Genomic DNA, 21,488 nt, shown 5'->3' on the forward strand with positions numbered 1-21,488 from the left:
GGTCAGCCGCTTGAGTCGGTTTTCCTCTCCGTGATCAATCACGGAGCTTCCAACCCTCCCAGGAGTTTTACGTGATTATCAATGTATTTTGACCAATCATACTGGCGTACACAAATTCTCAAAATTCAACAAGATGATGTAGTAGTTCGTTTGCACAATTCCCTCCACAGTGATCAATTAATTTCACGGGTGGCTAAACCCGAAGCAGAAACTAATGGCAGAATACCCCAATTATCCCTAACATCCTCGTTAAACCCTGCATTTAGGGAACAATGGCGACACCAACTCCCGGAACATATTTTTACCAGAAAAGAAGGCGAAGAACCCCAACAAACAGTCCTAGATATATTTAAAGTATCCCAGCAGAAACTATTAATTTTAGGGAAACCAGGAATAGGAAAAACCACCCTACTTTTGAAATTAGCCAGAGATTTAATTAAAATCGCCGAAGAAGACTCAGATAGTGCTATCCCGATTTTATTTGAATTAGCTACTTTGAACAATCCTAAACAATCTATTGATAGTTGGCTGGTTGAAGATTTAAAAAATCGCTATAATTTACCCAGATTTATTGCCAAAAAATGGCTGAAAAATGGTAAAATACTGCCTCTTATTGATGGATTACAACAAGTACCTTTTGAGAAACTAAGTGAGTTTTTCAATGTTCGAGATGGAGTAGTTTGTTGTCGTGATGACCACTATTTACAATCGGGAAAAACTATTGATTCTTTACAAGGATTAGTGTATTTACAACCATTAACTGATCAGCATATTCATAATTATCTCCACTCTTTAGACGGCGGACATATCTGGGAGGTAATACAAAACGACAAAGGATTGCTCACCTTAGCTAGTATTCCCTTATTCCTGGATTTAATAACTGTGATTGATAGGGAAAATTTATATCCTCAAATAGATAGTTATTTGTTTCATAATAACGATGCTGATCTCAGTCAATTGCAGAGTGATTTATTAGATATCTATATTAGCCAAAGGTTAACTAAAAACCTACCCAACACACCAGATAAATCTCATGGCATTTTGAACCATGAACCCGTCATGGCTAAACGGTATCTGCGATGGTTAGCCAAGCGTATGCAAGCACAAAATCAGTCAGAGTTTGTACTACACCAAATCGGACATAATTTCTTGGGTAATAAACTGTTGGAGTTTATTTATCTGATGATTCTTGTGTTGATTTTTGGCGCGACAATCGGCATTCTTATTGGTACAATACATAATTTTTTATGGGATGTATTTTTTTTATGGGATGTATTTTCATCAGGATTTGTGGGGTTGATTGCTGGCATACTAGCTAATGATTTCAACCCGCATTTCTTAAATTATGGTTGGTCTAAAATTAAGAAGGGGGTAATTTTTGCTATGGTAGGCGGCATAATTACTGCCTTAATTGCTGGGATAATGGGGCAGTTGATTTATGGGTTTATTTATGGATTAATGGCTGTCTTGATTATCCTGGCGCTGTTTCCCTTAACTCAAATGGGTATAACTCATATCAAATATCCGAATCAGCCGATTAATCAAGCGGCCCAAAATAGCCTGGTGATGTTCTGTATAGCCTGTCCAATAGGTATAAATTTATCGATGTTATATCTGTATATAACCGGGGAATATATCACCATATTATCAGCAATAATTCCGGGAATAGCCATAGCCTTAATGTTTAGTTTGTGTTTAGGAGGTGCAACTATAATCGAACACTATAGCCTGCGCTGGTTTCTGTTGGATAAAAAAGTAATACCCTGGAATTATGTGGAGTTTCTTAATCAAGCCTGCGATCGCCAAATTCTCCAAAGAGTAGGGGGAAGATATCGTTTTGTCCACGACCTGCTGCTAGAACATTTGGCGGGATAAGTATTCCTGAATTGTGCCTGATATTTACTCAGCATTTATCTGGGGTATTTATCGGGTACAATTATTAATAAAACTTTGAGAAACAAGACATGATCGAAGTCATTGTAATTGGTGGTGGGGCGGCGGGTTTTTTTGGGGCGATCGCCTGTAAAGAAACCTACCCTAAAACCCATGTTACCCTATTAGAAGCTGGAAAAACTCCCCTAGCCAAAGTTCGTATTTCTGGCGGCGGACGCTGTAACGTTACCCACGCCTGTTTTGACCCTGTGGAGTTTATTCGCAACTATCCCAGGGGTAACAAAGCCTTGCGCGGACCTTTTACTAGGTTTCAAGCTAAACATACCGTAGACTGGTTTACCCAGCGAGGAGTTAAGTTAAAAACCGAGGCTGATGGTCGAATGTTCCCCATAACTGATGATTCGGCAACCATTGTTAATTGCTTATTAAATAGCGCCCAAAATGCGGGAGTCAAAGTCAAAACCGGGGCGGCGGTTGTGGGTATTACTCAACTTGAGCGAGGCTTTCAAGTCTGTTTAAAATCCCAGGAAGTTTACCAATGCGATCGCCTATTACTAGCCACAGGAAGCACTCCCGCCGGCTATAATTTTGCCCAAAAATTAGGACATACTATCATCCCCCCAGTTCCCTCCCTATTCACCTTTAATATAGCCGATAAACCCTTGCAGGAATTAGCCGGAATATCCGTAGATTCAGTGAATCTAAAACTAACCGGAACCCCCTTAACCCAAACCGGACCCCTGTTAATTACTCACTGGGGAATTAGTGGACCCGCCGTCTTAAAATTATCAGCTTGGGGGGCTAGATTTTTGCAGGAATGTCGTTATAAAACCCCCTTAATAATTGATTGGCTACCAGAATTAAATATAGACCAATTGCGAGAAATTATCCTCCAGACTAAATCTGAATTTGGCAAGCGATCGCCATCTTCCCACTGTCCGATTAATTTACCCCGTCGCCTCTGGCAATATCTAATTATCCGAGTAGGAATCAACCCCCAACAACCTTGGGCGGAACTATCTAAAAAACACTTAAATCAACTCATCGAAGAATTAAAACGCAGTCGCCATCAAATCACTGGTAAAGGAGTCTTTAAAGAAGAATTCGTCACCTGTGGCGGAGTCAACCTGAAAGAAATAGACTTTAAGACCATGGGAAGTCGGCGGTGTCCGGGGCTATATTTCGCCGGAGAAATTCTTGATATTGACGGCGTGACAGGAGGCTTCAATTTTCAAAACGCCTGGACAACCGGATGGTTAGCCGGACAGGGGATGGGCGGTTTTCCGAACCCCAATTAATCATGAAGCGATCGGGAATTGTTCCATCAGAAATTGAAGTGATCACTGTCAACCAAAACGATCGCCCATTAGAGGAGAGGACACCATGAAAAAATTATACCGCAGCCGTGAACATTGCCAAATCGCTGGAGTAGCCGGAGGAGTCGCCCAATACTTCAATGTTGACCCCTTGCTAGTGAGACTCACCTTTATTATTTTAGGCCTATCCGCCGCCCCCGGCATTATCATCTATGCCATACTGTGGGTATTAGTACCGAAGGAACCCACCCTTCTTGAGGAATTTGAGGATAGCAAAACCTCCAAATTGTAACCCCTAAATGGTAGAATCAAGGGTTGGACACCCTTTTCACAGCAGGCAGTTTCATGAGTGTGGTAGACGATAAAACCGTTGTTCGGCAGTATTTTAATTCAACGGGCTTCGATCGCTGGCAAAGAATTTATGGTAACGGCGAAGTCAACCGGGTACAGCGGGATATCCGCGACGGACACCAGCAAACCGTCGATCGCGTCATAGAATGGCTGCAAGCTGATGGAAACCTAGGCGGCTTAATGGTATGTGATGCAGGCTGTGGAGTCGGAAGCCTCAGCATACCCTTGGGAGACGCAGGGGCGATCGTTTCCGCCAGCGACATTTCCGAAAAAATGGTCGCCGAAGCATCCCAACGCGCCAGAAACCAACTAATCACCCGCGCCAGTAATATCAACTTTATGGCGCAAGACCTAGAAAAATTAACAGGTCGCTATCACACGGTAATTTGCTTAGATGTGTTAATTCACTATCCCCAAAACCAAGCAGCAGAGATGATCTCTCATCTATGTTCCCTCGCCGAAAACAGGATCATTCTGAGTTTCGCCCCCAAAACCTTAGCCCTGAGTATACTTAAAAAAATTGGCGAATTTTTCCCTGGACCCAGCAAAACCACCCGCGCCTATCAACACCGGGAGGCAGATATCATCAAAATTCTCTCAGATAACGGCTTTACCGTTAGCCGAGAATCGATGATTTCTACCAGGTTTTATTTCTCACGGTTGTTAGAAGCCATACGCTGTTGATATTATTAATTTAGCCTCAATAAGGAAGTCAGGGGGATGAAACCATGCAGATATTTAAGCTGATAGTCGCCAGTTTCTTGATTCCCCTGGGGTTGATATTCTGGTTATCCGCTGCTACGGAATTAATTAGCCCCACCAACATATCAGATAATCCCTGGGGGAAAGTGGCGGGGGGGTTGATTTTGGGCAGCATTCCCCTGTTTATGGGGGGGTGGTTTATGTGGGAATGGTATCGCGAAAGACGCAGGGAACTCTACCGCCGCCAAAGACATAAGCGATCGGTATTTCTGCACCTAATTCGAGATCATAGAGGCTTAGTAACGGTTTCTAGCCTAGCCAAAGCCGCCAATATATCTCCCCAGGAAGCTCAAGCATTTTTAGACAGGGCGGTGGCTAAATATCACGGCAATTCACCGCAATTAATAGACGGTGAATATTATTATTTGTTTGATATTGATTAATCACTGCCCAATCTTCCCATTGAAACCCACCAGAGAGACAAGTTAAACCTTGTCTCTTTTCGGTTCATTATGGCTATTTACGGGTTAGTTTTTCACCTCATAAAACTCTAACACCCGTCCATCCCAATCCTTCACCAAAAAATTTAGAGGTCTTTCACTGCGGATTTTAAACTTGAGGGCTTGGGTTTGTACCCGCATCAAAATTTGGTCTAAACAATCGCGATCGAAACAAACATGGCGATGGCGATTTTTTGGACCATAACTAGCACCACTGATAATATGAAGTTGTGTATTTTTCATCAACTGATACCACAAGCCATCAGAAGCCCCTAAATCTTGGTTATTAGCAGTTGATATGTTAGTGGAAAGGTACAAAGGATCGATGCCAGTAGCTCCCCAAGTTTGCTCATAATTATAGTAGTAGTGTAGGGGAACATCAGCCACTGGCAAATTTAGCAACCCCTCATAAAACTGTCTGGCCATATTTAAGTCAGTGACCATAATGGTATGAACCTTGGGGGCGCTAGTCAGGAACATCCACATAGCGACAGCATAAGCGGCCAGTAGCATCACCATTACCCCTTGAGTTGAGAAAATGCTGTCGAGGCCCAATTCGGGTAAAAAAGCACCTAGGGGCAGTGGATGCGGTAGGAAATTTTCTATAATGCTAGTGGCTAAAACCATGAACGATAATAGAACATAAAGAACTGAACTGGATAGCTGTAGCTATGAAAGGTTGCGGGTGCAACATAACTGATAACGCTTTCAGGCCTATTCCAGATTTAGTGATTATCTTAACAAACATTTTGGCAGGCGATGAAACCCACAGTCACCGAAAACGATCGCATAAATGATCTCATCCATGTATTTGTCTACGGGAGTCTCAAACCCGGCGAGTTCAATTACAACCGTTACTGTCTCGGACGCACCATAGAGGAATTACCAGCGTGCGCCCTAGGTGAATTATATTCCCTCTCCCTAGGTTATCCAGCCATGACCACAGGGACGCGCTGGGTATCTGGAGTTATCCTATCCTTCACAGACCCCAGCCTTCTCGCCGACCTCGATCGCCTGGAAGACTACCAAAGCGATCGCCCACCGGAGCAAAACCAATATCAACGCCGCCGCATTCTCACCTACACCCCAGATCTAAAACCTCTGCGTGAGACCTGGGCTTATTTCATGTATCCCCAAGTAGTTAGCTCCTTTCAGGGAGTCTTGATTCCCTGTGGCGACTGGAAACCCAGCTAGAATTAACCTAGGGGTGAGCTATGGGACCTTTAGGAATCACAATCAGCGGTTGATCTATGGTCAAACTAACCGCCTCTGGATTTACAATGGGTAGCAAAGGCTCATTCAGAGCAATTTGTAGTGGTTCCGACTCCACCCGGTTCAACTGAGCAAAGAGAGTACCACCCCCACCAGTGGGAGCCCAACTCGCTAAAACCGCCAAAAACAGAGCGGCGATCGCACCCCCACCACTGACCACCATCAAATTATTCCGGCGTTCAACCTGGTTGAACACAGCACCAGCCAACTGTTGGGCGGATTCAGTATTTTTCGGCCCCGGCATTGAGTGCCAACGCGATCGCAGTTGCATCATTTGCAAATAAGCCGCCTTATATTGGCGATCAATATCCAACCGCTGCTGAACCTGGCGGCGTTCTGCTGGTGTCGCCTCACCATCAATATAGGCTGAAAGTAGCTCATAATACATTGGTTCATCCCAAGTCCCTTCTCCCTGGGACTCAGGATGCCAATTCGGATTTAAATTTCCTAAGCGATCGTCATGGTTAGACTTCATTGGGACACCCCCCTAAAACGCCAGCAGAAATCGAAACCAACGGTCCAACCTTTTTGAATTTAATCGGGGAGAAAATGTAGAGCCACAAAAATCAACAGACCGCCGGTTTCTGACCATTAACTTCCTATTATATTCCCTCCAAACGGAATTAGTCATCATCTCAACTAATCATTTAGATAAGGTTGTAGTTGAGATTGTAACCGCTGACGCGCCCTAGCAATACGAGACTTAACAGTTCCTAAAGAAACTCCGGTGATTTCGGCAATTTCCTCATAAGCTAGGCCTTGAATTTCCCGCAGCACAATAGTAGTGCGGAACACCTCGGGCAAATCAGCGATCGCCTCTTGTAGATGATCATAAAACTCTCTAGTCGCTAAATCCTCATCAGGACCCGGACGATCTGCTGGCAATTCCCATTCCATCTCCCCATCATCAACAGTACGAGGAGCATCGAGAGACAAAGCCGGTCTCACCCGTTTCCGTTTCCGCAGTTCATCATAAAATAAATTAGTCGCAATCCTGCTCAACCACCCTTGAAACTTAGCAGGTTCCTGTAGTCGCTTAATATTGCGGTAAACTCGAATCCATATTTCTTGGGCCAAATCCGCCCGATCTTGCCAATCAGGCGCTAGGTGAAACAGAATCTTATCCACATGGGACTGATAGCGGCGTAATAGTTCTGTAAAGGCAAGACGGTCTGGTTGCAAGCCTTCCTGACATCGTAGAACTAGATCATAGTTCGACAGCTTTTCAGGAGATAATTTAACTTCGGGAGCGGTTGCCGACCCGGAAGACCAGGATAGGGGTACAAATTGACTGATCATGGTTTCAAATTTGCGTATTGAGGCAGGCTGTTGATGTTTGACGCGACATGAACGGATTAAGTTCCTAATGTTCATCTGGTTAGCAGGTAGCTTCACATAAGCCAATACTAACCCAACTACTAGATCCGTCAACCCAATGTTCCTTTTTCCAAATCGGGGCATTATGCTTTAGGGTATCAATGGCATACTGGCAAGCCTCAAAAGCCTCTCGGCGGTGAGGACAACCCACGGCCACCAATACACTAATATCCCCAATTTGTAGATGTCCGATCCGGTGTTGTATAACCACCCGCGTTACATCAGGCCATTGAGTTTTAATCTGTTCGGCAATTTCCTGGAACACCCGCAGCGCCATGGGCTGATAGGCTTGATATTCCAGGGACTTAACCGGTTTGCCGTCCGTTTGATTGCGAACCATGCCACTCATTACCACGATCGCACCATTGGCCGGATCGTCCACCAGATTATAAACATCTTCCAGGGACAACTGCCCTAGGGAAATGGCAAAATCTGACTGAGTTGGTAAAGAATACAGGTTCATTGTTTAATTATTTCCATCTTCGGCAATGTTAATCAGGATCTTCTAATAAGGTAAAGGGGATTGATACATCGGCATTTCGTCACTCTCCGACATTTCTCGAGCCTTTTGTTCCTGGCTGGCGATATCTTCATCACTCATATACTCATCCGCAATTTCCAACAGTTCCGGTATTGTTACAAACTCATAACCCTGCCGTTTCAATTCCGCAATAATTCTGGGGAGAGCCGCTACTGTAGGCGCACGGTTCCCGCCTCCATCGTGCATCAGTACAATGCCACCGGGTTGGGCTTGAGTTAAAACATTACGAGCGATCGCATCTGTACCCGATCGCCAATCCGCTGAGTCCACAGACCACATAATATTAGCTTGATTTTGGCTATGAACATACTGAACCAAACCATTAGTCATTACCCCCCCCGGCGGTCTAAATAGAGCCGTTTTAGTTCCTGTCACCTCCTCAATTAAATCCCCTGTACTATTAATCTCCTTCGCCGCTTCCGCCTGACTTACTTGATGATAACGGTGGTTCCATGTATGATTAGCCAAGGCATGACCTTCATCTGCTACTTTTTTGGCAATCTCCTTGTTGTTATTCAAAGCCGCCCCAATTAAGAAAAAAGTCGCCTTAATATTATTTTTTCTGAGAATATCTAAAACCTGTTCCGTCGTTCGCGGCCAAGGACCATCATCAAAAGTCAGAGCAATAACTTTCCGTTCGGGTGGCAAATTAACCTCTTTTATAGTAGTTCCTTGGAATCGTTGAGGAACCGAAAAAGTAAAGCGTTCATTTTCTAACTCGTTCAAGGCGCTTTGTGTTGATTGTAACCTTTGAGTTAGAGCCAGTTTGACCCCAGGTATTCCTAAATTAGGGACAGGTAGCTGTCTTGAATTATTAGAGTTTTCTACCTCTCCTTGTGTCTGTCTCTCAGCCGCTACTTGCTGACTTATTGGCGGCTGATATGTAACTCTCGCTTCCCGGTCTATATGTAAAGTCCAAGGTAAAGCTACACCCATCACAAAACTACTTAATGCTGCCAATATTGCCAGAGTTAAAACTCTTTGTTGGCGACGATATACTCTGTAGTAAGGCTGAACCACGTCATATCTCCTTCACACCAATTAAATTTTCTGTTAATTTTCACTAGGTAGTTATTATTGGGGAAATTGATCTACAATTACCCTAGGTTACTACAGATTACGCTAATCCCAGCAGATTCACCGGAATTTTAGATAAGTTCAATCCCTGAGACAGTAGCTCTATCTCGGCTCTCCCTTAAACCCCATTACTGGAGCCAGGAGCATCATCATTTTTCAGATGTTCTGTATATAACCTAACAATTTCATTAGTAACTTGCTCAATACTTAGTCCATCGGTACTAAGTTCGATCGCATCAACTGCCTTTCGCAGTGGAGCAATAGTTCGGTTACTATCCAATTCATCCCGTCGGATAATGTCCTGTTTAATCTCTTCTAAACTGGTATTTAAATCACCCTTTTGTTGTAATTCCAGATAGCGACGCTTGGCTCGTTCTTCCACAGAAGCAGTCAGAAAAATTTTCAACTCAGCATCGGGGAAAACATGAGTGCCAATATCGCGTCCTTCCGCCACCAAACCGCCCCGACGACCTAACTGCTGTTGTTGTTTAACAAGACCACGACGGACTGCCACCTGAGCAGCGATCGCCGATACATTGCGGGTAACTTCCTGGGTACGGATCGCCTCAGTCACATCAGACCCATCTATCAAAACCCTAATTTGATCTTGATCAGGAATCAACTCAATCCGTGAACCACTAACCAACTGAGCGATCGCCGGTTCATCATCCACAGATATTTGAGACTGAAGCACCTTCCAGGTAATAGCGCGATACATCGCTCCGGTATCAAGGTACATCAAATTTAAAAGTTGTGCAATATGACGGGTAACAGTAGACTTACCCGCTCCGGCCGGGCCATCGATCGCCACAATAGGCTGGCGAGTATTGAGCATAATATTATCAATCAAACGAGTATTTCCCACAGAGGCGGCGATCGCCAAAAGTCCTATTTCCTCAACAGTTTCCAATTGAACTAAAGTATCTGGCGCAACCAGTTCCAAATATTCTAGCTTCACGCCCGGCACTCTCGCCAGAATTTCCTGCGCCGCCTGTAGCAGACCCGCACGCGATCGCACTCCCTCACCGCATCGCCGCCCCGCCGCCTGCAAAGCCTTATATAAAACTGTAGCTTGCTGTTTCTGTTCCCGTGTCAAATACTGATTACGGGAACTATAAGCCAGTCCCGAAGCCTCTCGAATAATCGGACAGGCCACAATCTCAATCGGCCAATTCAAATCCGCCACCATGCGCCTAATTACCGCCACTTGTTGAGCATCTTTCTGACCAAAATAGGCGCGGTTGGGTTGAATTAAATTAAACAATTTAGCCACAATAGTTGTCACCCCCTGAAAATGTCCCGGACGGGATGCACCACACAGCCGGGACGTGAGCGAGTCAGGGACAATCACACAAGTTTGTTGAGATAAGCCAGTTTCTGTGTTTCCCGTCTCCTCAGAGCCATAAATCTCCTCAACCGACGGAGCAAATACCACATCAACCCCATTTTCCCGACCAAGTGCTAAATCCGCCTCCAAATTACGGGGGTACTTTTGGAAATCTTCCCTAGGTCCAAATTGTAGGGGGTTAACAAAGATGCTAACCACCACTAGATCAGAGCCATTACGAGCCTGACGAATTAAGCTCAAATGTCCTGAATGTAAACCCCCCATAGTGGGGACTAAACCTATTTGCCGATTATGGCAGGCTTGGGAATACGATCGCCAAGCCGCAACAGTTGTAAACAGGCGCATAAAAGTAGTTGTGGGTGCAATAATTGCACCCTAATATCAATCATTCCCTTCATTGTATAGGGAACAGCACCATCCACCTTAATTAGCTGGCGTGATCACCTCCACCGTTACCGGAGCCACCCCACTGCTAATCATACCGATCGCCTGTGCTGCTCCAGCAGACAAGTCAATAATCCGACCTCCGATAAATGGGCCTCGGTCATTAATTCTCACCACCACAGAACGACCGTTATGCTGATTGGTAACACGGACTTCTGTACCAAAAGGTAAATAACGGTGAGCCGCAGTCATAGCATATTGGTTGTAGCGTTCACCATTAGCCGTGCGGTTCCCATGAAAACCAGGACCATACCAAGAAGCCCAACCCTGGAGACGATTAGCCACAGAACGCACAGCTACTGTAGTCACTTCCGGCTCTGGTCTTCCTTCAATGTCGCTGAGGGGTGGCGCATTACCTACCTGTCTCCGCAGGCGGTTAGTAGCTTGTAGTGCATCTGTAGCCAGATCACGGGTATTGTCGGGGAGGATAGTATTACCATCAATGGCTACTAATTTTTCCTCACCTACTTGGATCACATAATTTTTTTCCTGATCATTCCATCGGACTCTGATGGTATCTGCATCAATATTGTCTCGACTGATCTGATTAATTTTGACCGCGACATTATTGGCTCTAGCGACTGGATCGCTGGCTTGTGTGGGGTAAGCCACTATTAAATTACCAGTTGAACTCTCAGCTACATTGACAGATTGATAGTTGATGGGGCGGGCTGTCGTTTCTGAGGGGTTTTGAACAAAGGTGAGAACGGGGATATTACGAACGAAGAGGGTTGCAGCTTGTTTGTCGTCTAATTCATGGGTTTCAATTTGGGTGATGTTCCCCTGTGATCTGGCTAATTGCTCAACATGGCTTCTCCCATCACTTTCTGGACATAAAAGGCGATCGCATTCAATTTCAGCATAAGCTGGCGCGCAAACTGATAGAACCAGTAAAGAAACTAGACCACTCCAAGGTTTTGCGTTCATAAATCTCTTAGATGAAACAACCACGTTTGAACTGAAATTCACTTAAACCCTACATGGGAGCCTATTACAGCACCATAGTCATGGGTACTCAATTTCCTGTTCGCTTGGGTTGAAGGAACTGCAACACACTAGCACGAACTTTTCTATTTGGGGAGCTAGTCTGGGGGCATAGTTTGCCGTCGGACTGACAAACTGGACAGTTTGGTTCCGGCTCAAATTCCCGGTCATCAAGACTTGGGGTAATTTCTACTGACGCAATACTAAGTGGTTCCAAAAAGTATTAAAGTTTCTTATAAGCCTTATAGGAGAGTTCGCGGGCCAAGCCTGAACACAAAAAAACAACAATCAATTATGGATTATCGAGAAGCTGGTGTTGATGTGGTAGCGGGTCGGGATTTTGTTAACCGTATCCGCGATCTGGTACAGGGAACTTATCGCCCAGAAGTATTGGGTGGTTTAGGGGGTTTTGGCGGCTGCTTGGAGTTACCCACAGGCTACCGTCAACCCGTCCTGGTATCTGGTACTGATGGTGTCGGTACTAAGCTAAAGATCGCTCATGCTGTTGACCGCCACGATACTATCGGTATTGATTTGGTGGCTATGTGTGTTAATGATGTGTTGACCTGTGGTGCGGAACCTCTGTTTTTTCTCGATTATCTGGCTACCGGAAAACTAGAACCAGAACAATTAACCCAGGTGATCACCGGAATAGCTACCGGTTGTCAACAAGCTGGATGTGCTTTACTGGGGGGAGAAACGGCCGAGATGCCGGGATTCTATCACCCAGGTGAGTATGACGTGGCTGGGTTTTGTGTCGGTATTGTCGAAAAGCAACAGTTACTTGATGGTAGTCAGGTGAAAATCGCAGATGTGGCGATCGCTTTAGCTAGTAGTGGTCTCCATAGTAATGGCTTTAGTCTCGTTCGTAAGATTATCGCCGCGCGCCAAATTGATTGGAATGACCGCCCTACTCAATTTGAGGGTCAAACTGTTGGCCAGGTCTGTTTGACTCCTACTCGCATTTATGTCAAACCTATTCTGAATGCTATTGCTAAGGGTTTACCCATTCATGGTATGGCTCATATTACTGGCGGAGGACTACCGGAAAATTTGCCCCGAGCTATTCCGGAAAATGCTGCTATTCGCATGATTCCCCACAGTTGGCCGATTCCTCCCATTTTTACCTGGTTGGCGGAATTGGGAGATGTTCCCCAAAGTGCTATGTGGGAAACTTTTAATATGGGTATTGGTTTTGTCGTTTTTGTCCCACCCGATCACGCCTCAGAGGCGATCGCATTCTTTCAATCACACCATATCCCTAGTTATACCGTCGGGGAGGTCGTCCCTGGAAATCGAGAATTAATTGGTTTGGAATAGCAACAGGAGAAGTTTTGGCTAAAAAAAAGCTCCTTTGAGATACAATGATATTTCGCCATCAAATACCAAAGCGACCTTAGCAAAGCAATGTCCATTCAATGGCAGACCGCTAAAACTTACCAAGATATTCTTTATTGTAAGGCGGACGGAATCGCCAAAATTACCATTAACCGCCCGGATAAGCGCAATGCTTTTCGCCCGAAAACGGTATTTGAACTGTATGATGCTTTTACAGATGCCAGGGAAGATCAGGCGATCGGTGTGGTTCTGTTTACCGGGGCTGGTCCCCATACAGATGGCAAATATGCCTTTTGTTCCGGCGGCGATCAGACTGTGCGCGGAGAAGCTGGTTATATTGATGATATCGGTGTCCCCCGTCTCAATGTTCTCGACCTCCAACGCCTAATTAGATCAATGCCTAAAGTCGTTATCGCCCTGGTAGCAGGTTATGCGATCGGCGGTGGTCATGTTCTCCATCTCATTTGTGATTTAACTATAGCCGCCGATAACGCTATTTTTGGTCAAACTGGGCCGAAAGTTGGCAGTTTTGACGGCGGCTTTGGGGCGAGTTATATGGCTCGTGTTGTCGGTCAGAAAAAAGCGCGGGAAATTTGGTTTCTCTGTCGGCAGTATAATGCCCAACAAGCCTTAGATATGGGTTTAGTTAACTGTGTCGTTCCCGTTGATCAGCTTGAGGCTGAAGGGGTCACATGGGCGTTGGAGATTTTGGAAAAAAGCCCGATCGCTATTCGCTGTTTGAAATCCGCTTTCAATGCTGACTGTGATGGTCAGGCGGGGTTACAGGAGTTGGCAGGGAATGCCACTTTGTTGTATTATATGACTGAGGAAGGAGCCGAGGGAAAACAGGCGTTTTTGGAAAAACGAAAACCAGATTTTCGTCAGTATCCATGGCTTCCTTGACCGCTTTCGCGCTAAACAGCGATCGCTTCTCAGGGTTGATCCCTTGAAGCTTCTAATTCTGGGTGAGTTGCAGTTATATTTGGGAAGTCTCCCACCATTGCTTCTCGTAGGGTCGGGAGAGTTTGATTCAGATGAATTACTGTATCCACCGTTTCCCAAGAAGGTGCAAAGACGGGAAGTGCTAGGGGACAAGCTTTCCAACTGCCCTGGACCGGAACGTGGAGTTGATGGCATAGCCCGCCACGTCTCCCCTCAGGAGTGTAGTGTTGACAACAACGACAAGCAGACGTTAACAGGTTTGAAGCTCCCATAGCAGGCTTCCTCGCTCAAGAATGATCCAATACCTATATTCTCGTATATCCTTGATCCCTGCCTATAATCCGTCATCCCTTATCCAGTATGCCTTAGAATCCGTTTTTATCGTTCAGGAAACTTTATAATTGTTTTATATTCTCTTCATATATAGATACAAACTTAGCTAATTTGTTAAAGAAATGTAAAGCATCGGGGATCCAGTTTAAAGACATCAAAACCAATTGGGGATCAATGCTAATTGATTGAATCCCCTATTCGTCTTGGCATTTATCAGGTGTCAGGAGTTCGGCAAAGCAAATGTGGCAAACAGACCAGCGTTGTAGTTCACCGGGAGGGGTGGGGGATTGACATCGAGGACATAGGGGCCAATGTTGCGATCGCCTTTGGATTTTGCTGGCCCAAATTTCCCAAGCAGCGATCGGCGTTTTCGGTGCAGCCACATCCTCAGATCCCCTCTGCTCAATAGTCCCAAATTCCCCATTAACCGGGATAGTGCTGGGATGTTGTTGAGTCTCCTTGGTTTCCGTCAAAGCACCCGCCGCCAAAAGATTAGACCCATCAGACCACTGAGCCGTGGAAAACTTGATATCATGCAAAGGATCACACAGCCACTGATTTAGGTGTCGGACAATTTGCTTACGCCTGAAGGTAAGCTCCTGAGTCCAAGCCGCGCTAGAAGTAGCTACCTGCAGAATATTTCGGTAAATCGTTATGGGTCGAGTATGAGCCTGTGCTGATTTTCCGACCACATCAGGCCAATGGCTAACTACTAGCTGAAACTGCTGTTGTTCCGGGGTGAAAATCCGGTCAGCAAAGGTATTTATAATCTGATCAATGGATTCAAAGTTCAATTAAAATCAACCCCATTTTCCAGGAATTTTGTTATGAGCCAATCTTCTCAAATTGAAACTACCTCCTCCCCCCCCCAACTACAACCAGTCCTCCAATCGGTTTTGGAAAGCCTAGACGTAAAACTAGAGCAGGAACTAACCCGCTATCGGCGATATAGAAGGCAATCTCAATCTGATAATCAGCAGCCTAGGGAGCCATCTAATAACCAATCGCAATCATTTCCAGGTGCGATCGCTCCTCCTGTCAGAACTCCAGAATTACCCGCAAGTCAAGCAGAACCACAGCGCCCCCCCACAGGCTGGGAATCAGTCGTCTTACCAGAACCCGCTCCCATTGTTCCCCATAGCCAAAACCAAACAACAGCCAACGGCAATGGTTCCAGCGTCGAAACCTCAAGCGCCACCTCACCGTTAGGCTACCTGGAATCGACCGAAAAACTGATTAGCAGCATCGAAAAACGTGCCGAATATAGAAAACAGCAACGCAGTCAAAGTTGGACTAATAGATTATTTACCCCCTTGGGGATGGTCTCTATGCTGCTGCTGTTTATTTCTAGTGCCATTTTAGGCTATGTCGTCACAGGTGGTGCCGGCTTGCAAATACTAGGCTTCAATCGTCTGTTTAGGGATTCTATGACTCCTACTTCTGAGCCAATGGATGCCAACAGAGTAGAACCGACATCTCCTAACCTGGCTACCCAGGAGTTTGTGGAGTTAGATCTCAATACCCTCAGTACCATCAATCCTAATCCTAACCCCCCTACCACTGCACCCCAAGCCGCTCCACTAGATGGCAGCGCAACACCTCCCCCCGCTCCATCTCCGTCTGTGGTGATTCCCACTGGTCCTGGACTTAATAACCTATCCCAGGAACTGTTACCTCAACCTGTCGCACCTACACCCGCACCCGCAGCACCCGCAGCACCCGCAGCACCCGCAGCACCCGCAGCACCCGCAGGCGGAACTACCCCCCAAGCTAATACTCCCACCCCGGCGAATACTCCCACCCAGGTTAATGCTAATCCTGTGAGGGCTGAAGATGGATTCTATTATGTGGTAACAGATTACGACAATGATGCCAAGCTAGAAACAGTGCGCCGAGTGGTTCCTGATGCCTACATCCGCAGATTTAAAACAGGTGTCAAAATTCAAATGGGTGCTTTGGGTGATGCGGAATCGGCTAAACTCCTCGCTGAAGAATTACGAGCCGCAGGAATTGCCGTTCAATTTGATACCCCATCACCAGGAGAGTAATCTTAACCATGGTTCACATGATAAGCCCTCCTGGTAACTCCGAGGTATTAATACCAGTAGAACCCACTTAATTGCTGATCATTTTCGGGGAACGAAAGGCTACAATAAGGACAGGTTAACCTGCTAGGTATTGCTGCTATCTGTGGATAGTATCATGCTTCGCGCCTGTCCGTTGACCATCTCTGAATATTGGTCAAGTGTTCACCTTTTCAGGTCATAATAAATGCAACTCCTGAATCAAGTTTGGCAGATGGTTGGCTCCCATGTTAGCCGCCTATTTAACCAAACTAAAGATCCTGACCAACTGCTCAAGGAAGCTATAGACCAAATGCAGTCAGATCTAGTTCAACTACGACAGATCATAGCTGATACCCGTAGCACCCAAAAACAAATAGAACAGGATTATATTGATGCTGAAAAAAGTGCCCAGGAGTGGCACAAAAGGGCTCAGTTGGGTCTGAAAAAGGGTTCTGAATCGGTAGCACGGGAGGCTCTAATTAGAAGGAAATCTTACTTACATACAGCTAGTCAGATGCAAGAACAGTTGCAGATACAGCAACAAATTTTGGCACAACTTAAATCTAATTTACGAGAACTCTCGGAGCGTGCAGCTAATGCTAAAACTCAGCGGGATCTGTATCGGTCTAGATCCTATTCTCTGGAGGCTTACCAACGTTTGAATGAAATGGAGGAAAGCCTTGATTATACTAGGATTATAGACCGCCTTGAGGAGCGAGCTATTGAATTAGAAGTGCGATCGCAAGAATTAATCAGCCGGGGAGATGAATACAACTATGATAACTATTCTGATGCCGAAATTGAAGCTGAGTTAAATGCTATGAAAGCTCAAATCCGATGGCGATCGCATTGACCATCAAATCCTATCAATATTTCACGGGTTCAGTTTAGACATCTTGGGAGGCACTACTAATCAATCATGCGCTTATTTATTATTCCCCCCATACCCAAGTTATCTTTGCGTCTAGTCTTAATTGTCCCTTTTTTGCTACAAATTACCATAGCTTTCGGATTAACAGGATGGTTATCTTATCGGAATAGAACCCGCGCGATGAATGACCTAGCTACCCAGTTACAAGTTGAGGTTAGTAACCGGATTAAACAGGAAATGAATACCTATCTGGAAACTCCTCACTTGATTAATCAAATTAATGTTGATGCTATCAATCAAGGGTTAATTTCCATAGATAACATTCCCGCACTAGAACGCTATCTATGGACACAATTACAGCAGTTCCCCACCGCCAGCTATATTGGTATGGGTATGGAAAACGGGGATTATATTGGCGCGGGACGCTATGATGATGGTTCTATTGAATTTGATATTTTAGCTGATAGCACTAATCGTCAGTTAGAAAAATGGTTAACAGATGATCAGGGGAACCGAACTGAGTTGGTGAGTTCCCGGGATAATTATGATCCTAGAGTTAGACCTTGGTATCTGGTCGCGGTGGAGGCGGGTAAGCCGGTTTGGAGTGAGATTTATGGGTATTTTGGCTCCCAAGCCTTAGTGGTTTCTGCTAATCGACCAATTAATGATCCGGAAGGAAATTTACTAGGTGTAGCCAGCAGTGACCTAACTTTAAAGCGAATTAGTGAGTTTCTCGGTACCTTAGAAATTGGCAAAACCGGACAAACATTTATTGTGGAACGTAATGGTTATTTGGTGGGAACTTCTACCCTAGAAAAAACCTTTATTACTGATGAAGAAAATCGCGACACTGAAAGAATTTTAGCAGCGGAAAGCAGTGACATAATGACCAGAGAAACTGCCCGATATTTGGCTAATAAATTAGCTTATATTAGTCAAATAGATAATCACGATCACCTCAGTTTTTATGCTAGTAGTCGGCGAGAGTTTGTCCAGGTAACTCCCATGATTGACCCTAGGGGAATTGATTGGTTAATTGTGGTGGTGGTTCCCGAAGCGGATTTTATGGAACAGATCCATGAAAATACCCGCATCACAATTTTATTATTTATGATGGCGTTAGTGTTAGCGATAATTTTGGGTATTCTGACTGCTAGATGGATTAGTGAACCGATTTTACGCCTCAGTGAAGCCTCCAGTGCTATTGCTAGTGGCGCTCGTAATGCTACCGCTAGTGCTGAGTTAAATCAAAAGGTAAAAGTTGAGAAGATCCGAGAATTGGGGATGTTATCTGAATCCTTTAATATGATGATACAGAATTTGCGGGATTCATTTATTGCGCTAGAAAATACTAACCGAGAATTAGAACAACGGGTATTAGAAAGGACGGCGGCGCTGCTTCAAGAAAAGGAGCGATCGGAAGAGCTATTACTTAATGTTTTACCTAAGCCTATTGCAGACCAGTTGAAAGCCAATAAAAAAGCTATAGCTTCTGCTATTGAAGAAGTGACTATTTTATTTGCTGATATTGTGGGATTTACCCCGCTGTCCGCACGGATGCACCCCATTGATTTAGTGAGTTTACTTAATGAAATGTTTTCGATTTTTGATCACCTAGCCGAGAAACATAAATTAGAGAAGATTAAAACCATTGGCGATGCTTATATGGTGGTGGGAGGTTTACCACTACCGCAAGATAATCATGCGGAGGCGATCGCTGATATGGCTTTAGAAATGCAAGCAGCAATGAAGCAGTTTCAAGGTAGTTATTTAGTGGGTTCAGAATCCTTCCAAATTCGCATTGGTATCAATACCGGCTCCGTGGTAGCTGGGGTAATTGGGATTAAAAAATTTATTTATGATTTATGGGGAGATGCGGTTAATATTGCTTCCCGCATGGAATCATCAGGAACACCGGGTTCTATTCAAGTCACCGAGGAAACCTACAATCGCCTGAAGAAGAATTATATATTTAAAGAACGCGGTCCTATTCCGGTCAAAGGAAAAGGACAGATGACTACTTATTGGTTATTGGGGAAAAAACCAGTAGTAGATATTTCCTCATGATTACCATCTATCTATCAGTTAATATCCTGATCCTCAATTATCGATTTAACCGCATTAGATTGACTAAGGACATAAACACCAGCCACAGTTATTTCAACGGGAATCGTACCCAGTAAACTAGGGCTTGGGGCGAGTAATTTACCATTATACTGATTCAGAATAGGCTTAATCTGATTAAGGGAACTTTCCGCCGCCTTTTGTGTAGCAACCATTTCAGCTTTTCGCTGTTCAGGAGATAGACGTGGCGATCGCTGATGATTTGATGGGGGAACCTGGAGGAAAACCAAAACCCGGATTTTTTCCTGAGACTTGAGACGCGCCAAACGAGCAGCAAATTCGGGGCTAATTTTCATATCGCGGTTCTCCCTAACACAAATGTTTAATGGGGTTAATGGGGGGAGCGCTGCTGGGTTAGCATCTCCTGGCACCACCCCCAGCAAAGTCAATCCAATTATGCCGTATGGGATCATCACAATTACCCCCCCCTAACTAATATGATAATTAAACCTATTTCAGAGCTTGTAGAGCTTCCCAGGGCTTAATTAACCCCCATCCCCAACGGTTATCCGGGCGCATTTGTTCTCCCCCAGGATGTTCGGCGGTTTCTCGCAACACTTCCACAATTTTGCTCACCGGAACATCAGGTTGTGCAGCTAACAATAGCGCCACCACTCCAGCCACGTGGGGAGTCGCCATAGATGTACCATCCATATAAGTATACTCAAAAGACCCATTAGCCTGTTTAGTGGGAGGAACAGCCGAATAAACCTGAGCCCCAGGGGCTGATACATCCGGCTTAGTCACTAAGCGGTTAGGAGCATCATCTGGAAATACTAAACTTGCGCCACTGCTAAAAAATGTAATTCCCAGTTCAGAATTAGGGAGCATTTCCACCGCGCCGATAGAGAAAGCATTATGAGCATTTCCTGGACAGCTAGTATTACCATGATTTTCGTTACCGACCGCCACCACTGGGAGAACATCATATTGATTGATCAGCATATCGAAAACCTGAGCAAACAGAGGCTCATAGTAACTCATACCCAAGGACATATTAATCACATCTGCCCCATTCTCAATTGACCAGGAAATACCCTCAATTAAGGTTCGCAGGGTGGCATTACCAATCAGAACCCCTCCCGCCAGTAAGTCAGCTTCTGGGGCGACACCAATTGAAACCCCACTTTCCGTTTTACCACCAGCCACAGTACCACAAACGTGGGTTCCATGATTTCCACCGTCAAAGGAAGGGGTAGCGGTAATTCGTCGCCCTAAAGGGTCGATGACTACAAACCCTTTCACCCGGTCTTTTAAGGCTGGATGATCTCCATGTACTCCCGTATCGAGAACGGATACTGTAACTCCTTTCCCTTTGGTTTTTTCCCACATTTTGGGAATTTCTAAGAGTTCTAATCCCCAGGTTAATTTGTTGTTTTCTTCCTGTCTCCGTAATTGTTGATAGTCAATGGCGCTAGGTTCAATTAATTTGATTTTTTGGTTGGGTAAAACCACTACCACTCCTGGCTGTTCCACTAAAGCTGGTAAAGTCTCTGCGGTCACTTCTACTGTAGCAATGGGTAATGCACCTGAACCAATAGCAGATACATTGAAGTTTTGACCGACAGCACTTTTATAACTGGCTGCTAGTTTACTAACTTCGGCTTGGTGACTGGTGGCCGTTTGCTGGATAGTATTAAATCTTTGTTGAGAGTCACGCGGCGCGATATTTGTGGGGTATTGTCCCTGGAAAATTACGATCGCATCTTGTTTCCCTTGGGGGTCGGTGTTGGATAAAAACGGAGCAAAAGCTGGTGAAATTTTGGGGTTAATGGTCATTATCTTATGTCCTGTGAATTGATTTAAATTGCCTAGGTAGACAGGTTCACTAATCTGGTTTAGGATGACCCTGGTAATCGTGAAACCATTGCCTACCCCTTTGACTATTTGACCCCAGTTTACTCAGATAGTGACATCTGGGGTGAAGGGTTCCTGATACATTTACGCGACATTTATCCGGCTATTGCCTGACAATGCGACGATAGCACTATTACCCGTTAAGGTAACAG

At 45.0% G+C, this 21,488-nt stretch carries 22 protein-coding genes; 11 read left to right on the plus strand and 11 right to left on the minus strand.

The window, feature by feature from the left end; genetic code table 11:
* The first annotated feature begins 81 nt into the window (after nucleotides 1-81).
* From ACTIE0_RS15295 to ACTIE0_RS15315, 5 genes are all read left to right on the plus strand, one after another.
* Nucleotides 82-1,875, plus strand: coding sequence for an NACHT domain-containing protein (locus ACTIE0_RS15295; protein ID WP_006668792.1), 1,794 nt, complete (start codon nucleotides 82-84; stop codon nucleotides 1,873-1,875).
* 89 nt (nucleotides 1,876-1,964) lie between these two features.
* The gene (locus tag ACTIE0_RS15300; RefSeq protein ID WP_006668791.1) at nucleotides 1,965-3,191 is read left to right on the plus strand and encodes a BaiN/RdsA family NAD(P)/FAD-dependent oxidoreductase; all 1,227 of its coding nucleotides are present in this window, start codon (nucleotides 1,965-1,967) and stop codon (nucleotides 3,189-3,191) included.
* 85 nt (nucleotides 3,192-3,276) lie between these two features.
* Nucleotides 3,277-3,501 carry a PspC domain-containing protein gene (locus tag ACTIE0_RS15305; RefSeq protein WP_006625115.1) on the plus strand — a complete coding sequence of 75 codons (225 nt, stop codon included), beginning with the start codon at nucleotides 3,277-3,279 and terminating at the stop codon, nucleotides 3,499-3,501.
* A gap of 53 nt (nucleotides 3,502-3,554) precedes the next feature.
* On the plus strand, nucleotides 3,555-4,244 hold the full coding sequence (gene bchM / locus ACTIE0_RS15310; protein ID WP_006625114.1) for a magnesium protoporphyrin IX methyltransferase: 690 nt from the start codon (nucleotides 3,555-3,557) through the stop codon (nucleotides 4,242-4,244).
* A 44-nt stretch (nucleotides 4,245-4,288) separates the two neighbouring features.
* Nucleotides 4,289-4,705 carry a hypothetical protein gene (locus tag ACTIE0_RS15315; RefSeq protein WP_006625113.1) on the plus strand — a complete coding sequence of 139 codons (417 nt, stop codon included), beginning with the start codon at nucleotides 4,289-4,291 and terminating at the stop codon, nucleotides 4,703-4,705.
* 84 nt (nucleotides 4,706-4,789) lie between these two features.
* Here the strand turns inward: ACTIE0_RS15315 and ACTIE0_RS15320 are convergent, their stop codons facing one another.
* Entirely contained in the window at nucleotides 4,790-5,389 is a 600-nt protein-coding gene (locus tag ACTIE0_RS15320) for a VOC family protein (protein ID WP_006625112.1), read from the minus strand.
* Between the two features lie 132 nt (nucleotides 5,390-5,521).
* On the opposite strand from ACTIE0_RS15320, the gene ACTIE0_RS15325 reads away from it, so the two are divergent.
* Nucleotides 5,522-5,956 (plus strand): gamma-glutamylcyclotransferase family protein, encoded by a 435-nt coding sequence (locus tag ACTIE0_RS15325; RefSeq protein WP_006625111.1) that lies wholly within the window; start codon nucleotides 5,522-5,524, stop codon nucleotides 5,954-5,956.
* Between the two features lie 7 nt (nucleotides 5,957-5,963).
* Here ACTIE0_RS15325 and ACTIE0_RS15330 read toward each other — a convergent pair whose 3' ends face one another.
* The 6 genes from ACTIE0_RS15330 to ACTIE0_RS15355 all read right to left on the minus strand — a co-directional run bounded on the left by ACTIE0_RS15330 (nucleotide 5,964) and on the right by ACTIE0_RS15355 (nucleotide 11,748).
* Nucleotides 5,964-6,509 (minus strand): anti-sigma factor family protein, encoded by a 546-nt coding sequence (locus tag ACTIE0_RS15330; RefSeq protein WP_006625110.1) that lies wholly within the window; start codon nucleotides 6,507-6,509, stop codon nucleotides 5,964-5,966.
* A gap of 164 nt (nucleotides 6,510-6,673) precedes the next feature.
* Nucleotides 6,674-7,333: a sigma-70 family RNA polymerase sigma factor gene (locus tag ACTIE0_RS15335; protein WP_396442569.1), complete on the minus strand. Its 660-nt coding sequence runs from the start codon at nucleotides 7,331-7,333 to the stop codon at nucleotides 6,674-6,676.
* Nucleotides 7,334-7,412: 79 nt separating this feature from the next.
* On the minus strand, nucleotides 7,413-7,874 hold the full coding sequence (locus ACTIE0_RS15340) for a molybdenum cofactor biosynthesis protein MoaE (RefSeq protein ID WP_006625108.1): 462 nt from the start codon (nucleotides 7,872-7,874) through the stop codon (nucleotides 7,413-7,415).
* Between the two features lie 42 nt (nucleotides 7,875-7,916).
* Complete coding sequence (locus ACTIE0_RS15345) at nucleotides 7,917-8,972, minus strand: polysaccharide deacetylase family protein (protein ID WP_006625107.1); 1,056 nt, start codon at nucleotides 8,970-8,972, stop codon at nucleotides 7,917-7,919.
* A 175-nt stretch (nucleotides 8,973-9,147) separates the two neighbouring features.
* Entirely contained in the window at nucleotides 9,148-10,722 is a 1,575-nt protein-coding gene (locus ACTIE0_RS15350; RefSeq protein ID WP_006625106.1) for a bifunctional pantoate--beta-alanine ligase/(d)CMP kinase, read from the minus strand.
* Nucleotides 10,723-10,800: 78 nt separating this feature from the next.
* Entirely contained in the window at nucleotides 10,801-11,748 is a 948-nt protein-coding gene (locus ACTIE0_RS15355) for a septal ring lytic transglycosylase RlpA family protein (protein WP_006625104.1), read from the minus strand.
* A gap of 351 nt (nucleotides 11,749-12,099) precedes the next feature.
* Here ACTIE0_RS15355 and purM point away from each other — a divergent pair, with 351 nt between their 5' ends.
* Both purM and menB read left to right on the plus strand, forming a co-directional pair.
* Nucleotides 12,100-13,125 (plus strand): phosphoribosylformylglycinamidine cyclo-ligase, encoded by a 1,026-nt coding sequence (gene purM / locus ACTIE0_RS15360; RefSeq protein WP_006668789.1) that lies wholly within the window; start codon nucleotides 12,100-12,102, stop codon nucleotides 13,123-13,125.
* 87 nt (nucleotides 13,126-13,212) lie between these two features.
* A complete protein-coding gene (gene menB, locus ACTIE0_RS15365; protein WP_006625102.1) occupies nucleotides 13,213-14,046 on the plus strand; it encodes a 1,4-dihydroxy-2-naphthoyl-CoA synthase in 834 nt (277 codons plus the stop codon).
* A 29-nt stretch (nucleotides 14,047-14,075) separates the two neighbouring features.
* Here the strand turns inward: menB and ACTIE0_RS15370 are convergent, their stop codons facing one another.
* Nucleotides 14,076-14,357, minus strand: a complete 282-nt coding sequence (locus ACTIE0_RS15370) for a hypothetical protein (RefSeq protein ID WP_006668788.1) — start codon at nucleotides 14,355-14,357, stop codon at nucleotides 14,076-14,078.
* A gap of 255 nt (nucleotides 14,358-14,612) precedes the next feature.
* Nucleotides 14,613-15,212 carry a DciA family protein gene (locus tag ACTIE0_RS15375; RefSeq protein WP_006625100.1) on the minus strand — a complete coding sequence of 200 codons (600 nt, stop codon included), beginning with the start codon at nucleotides 15,210-15,212 and terminating at the stop codon, nucleotides 14,613-14,615.
* A 33-nt stretch (nucleotides 15,213-15,245) separates the two neighbouring features.
* On the opposite strand from ACTIE0_RS15375, the gene ACTIE0_RS15380 reads away from it, so the two are divergent.
* The 3 genes from ACTIE0_RS15380 (at nucleotide 15,246) to ACTIE0_RS15390 (ending at nucleotide 19,422) form a co-directional block, all read left to right on the plus strand.
* Nucleotides 15,246-16,466: a hypothetical protein gene (locus ACTIE0_RS15380; RefSeq protein ID WP_006625099.1), complete on the plus strand. Its 1,221-nt coding sequence runs from the start codon at nucleotides 15,246-15,248 to the stop codon at nucleotides 16,464-16,466.
* A 223-nt stretch (nucleotides 16,467-16,689) separates the two neighbouring features.
* Nucleotides 16,690-17,337, plus strand: a complete 648-nt coding sequence (locus ACTIE0_RS15385) for a PspA/IM30 family protein (RefSeq protein WP_006625098.1) — start codon at nucleotides 16,690-16,692, stop codon at nucleotides 17,335-17,337.
* Between the two features lie 66 nt (nucleotides 17,338-17,403).
* Nucleotides 17,404-19,422, plus strand: a complete 2,019-nt coding sequence (locus ACTIE0_RS15390; RefSeq protein WP_006625097.1) for an adenylate/guanylate cyclase domain-containing protein — start codon at nucleotides 17,404-17,406, stop codon at nucleotides 19,420-19,422.
* 14 nt (nucleotides 19,423-19,436) lie between these two features.
* Here ACTIE0_RS15390 and ACTIE0_RS15395 read toward each other — a convergent pair whose 3' ends face one another.
* On the minus strand, nucleotides 19,437-19,775 hold the full coding sequence (locus ACTIE0_RS15395; protein ID WP_228116347.1) for a DNA primase: 339 nt from the start codon (nucleotides 19,773-19,775) through the stop codon (nucleotides 19,437-19,439).
* A gap of 154 nt (nucleotides 19,776-19,929) precedes the next feature.
* Nucleotides 19,930-21,258, minus strand: a complete 1,329-nt coding sequence (locus ACTIE0_RS15400; RefSeq protein ID WP_006668787.1) for a S8 family serine peptidase — start codon at nucleotides 21,256-21,258, stop codon at nucleotides 19,930-19,932.
* Between the last annotated feature and the right edge of the window lie 230 nt (nucleotides 21,259-21,488).

This window comes from Limnospira sp. (assembly GCF_051859755.1).
Lineage (GTDB): Bacteria > Cyanobacteriota > Cyanobacteriia > Cyanobacteriales > Microcoleaceae > Limnospira > Limnospira fusiformis.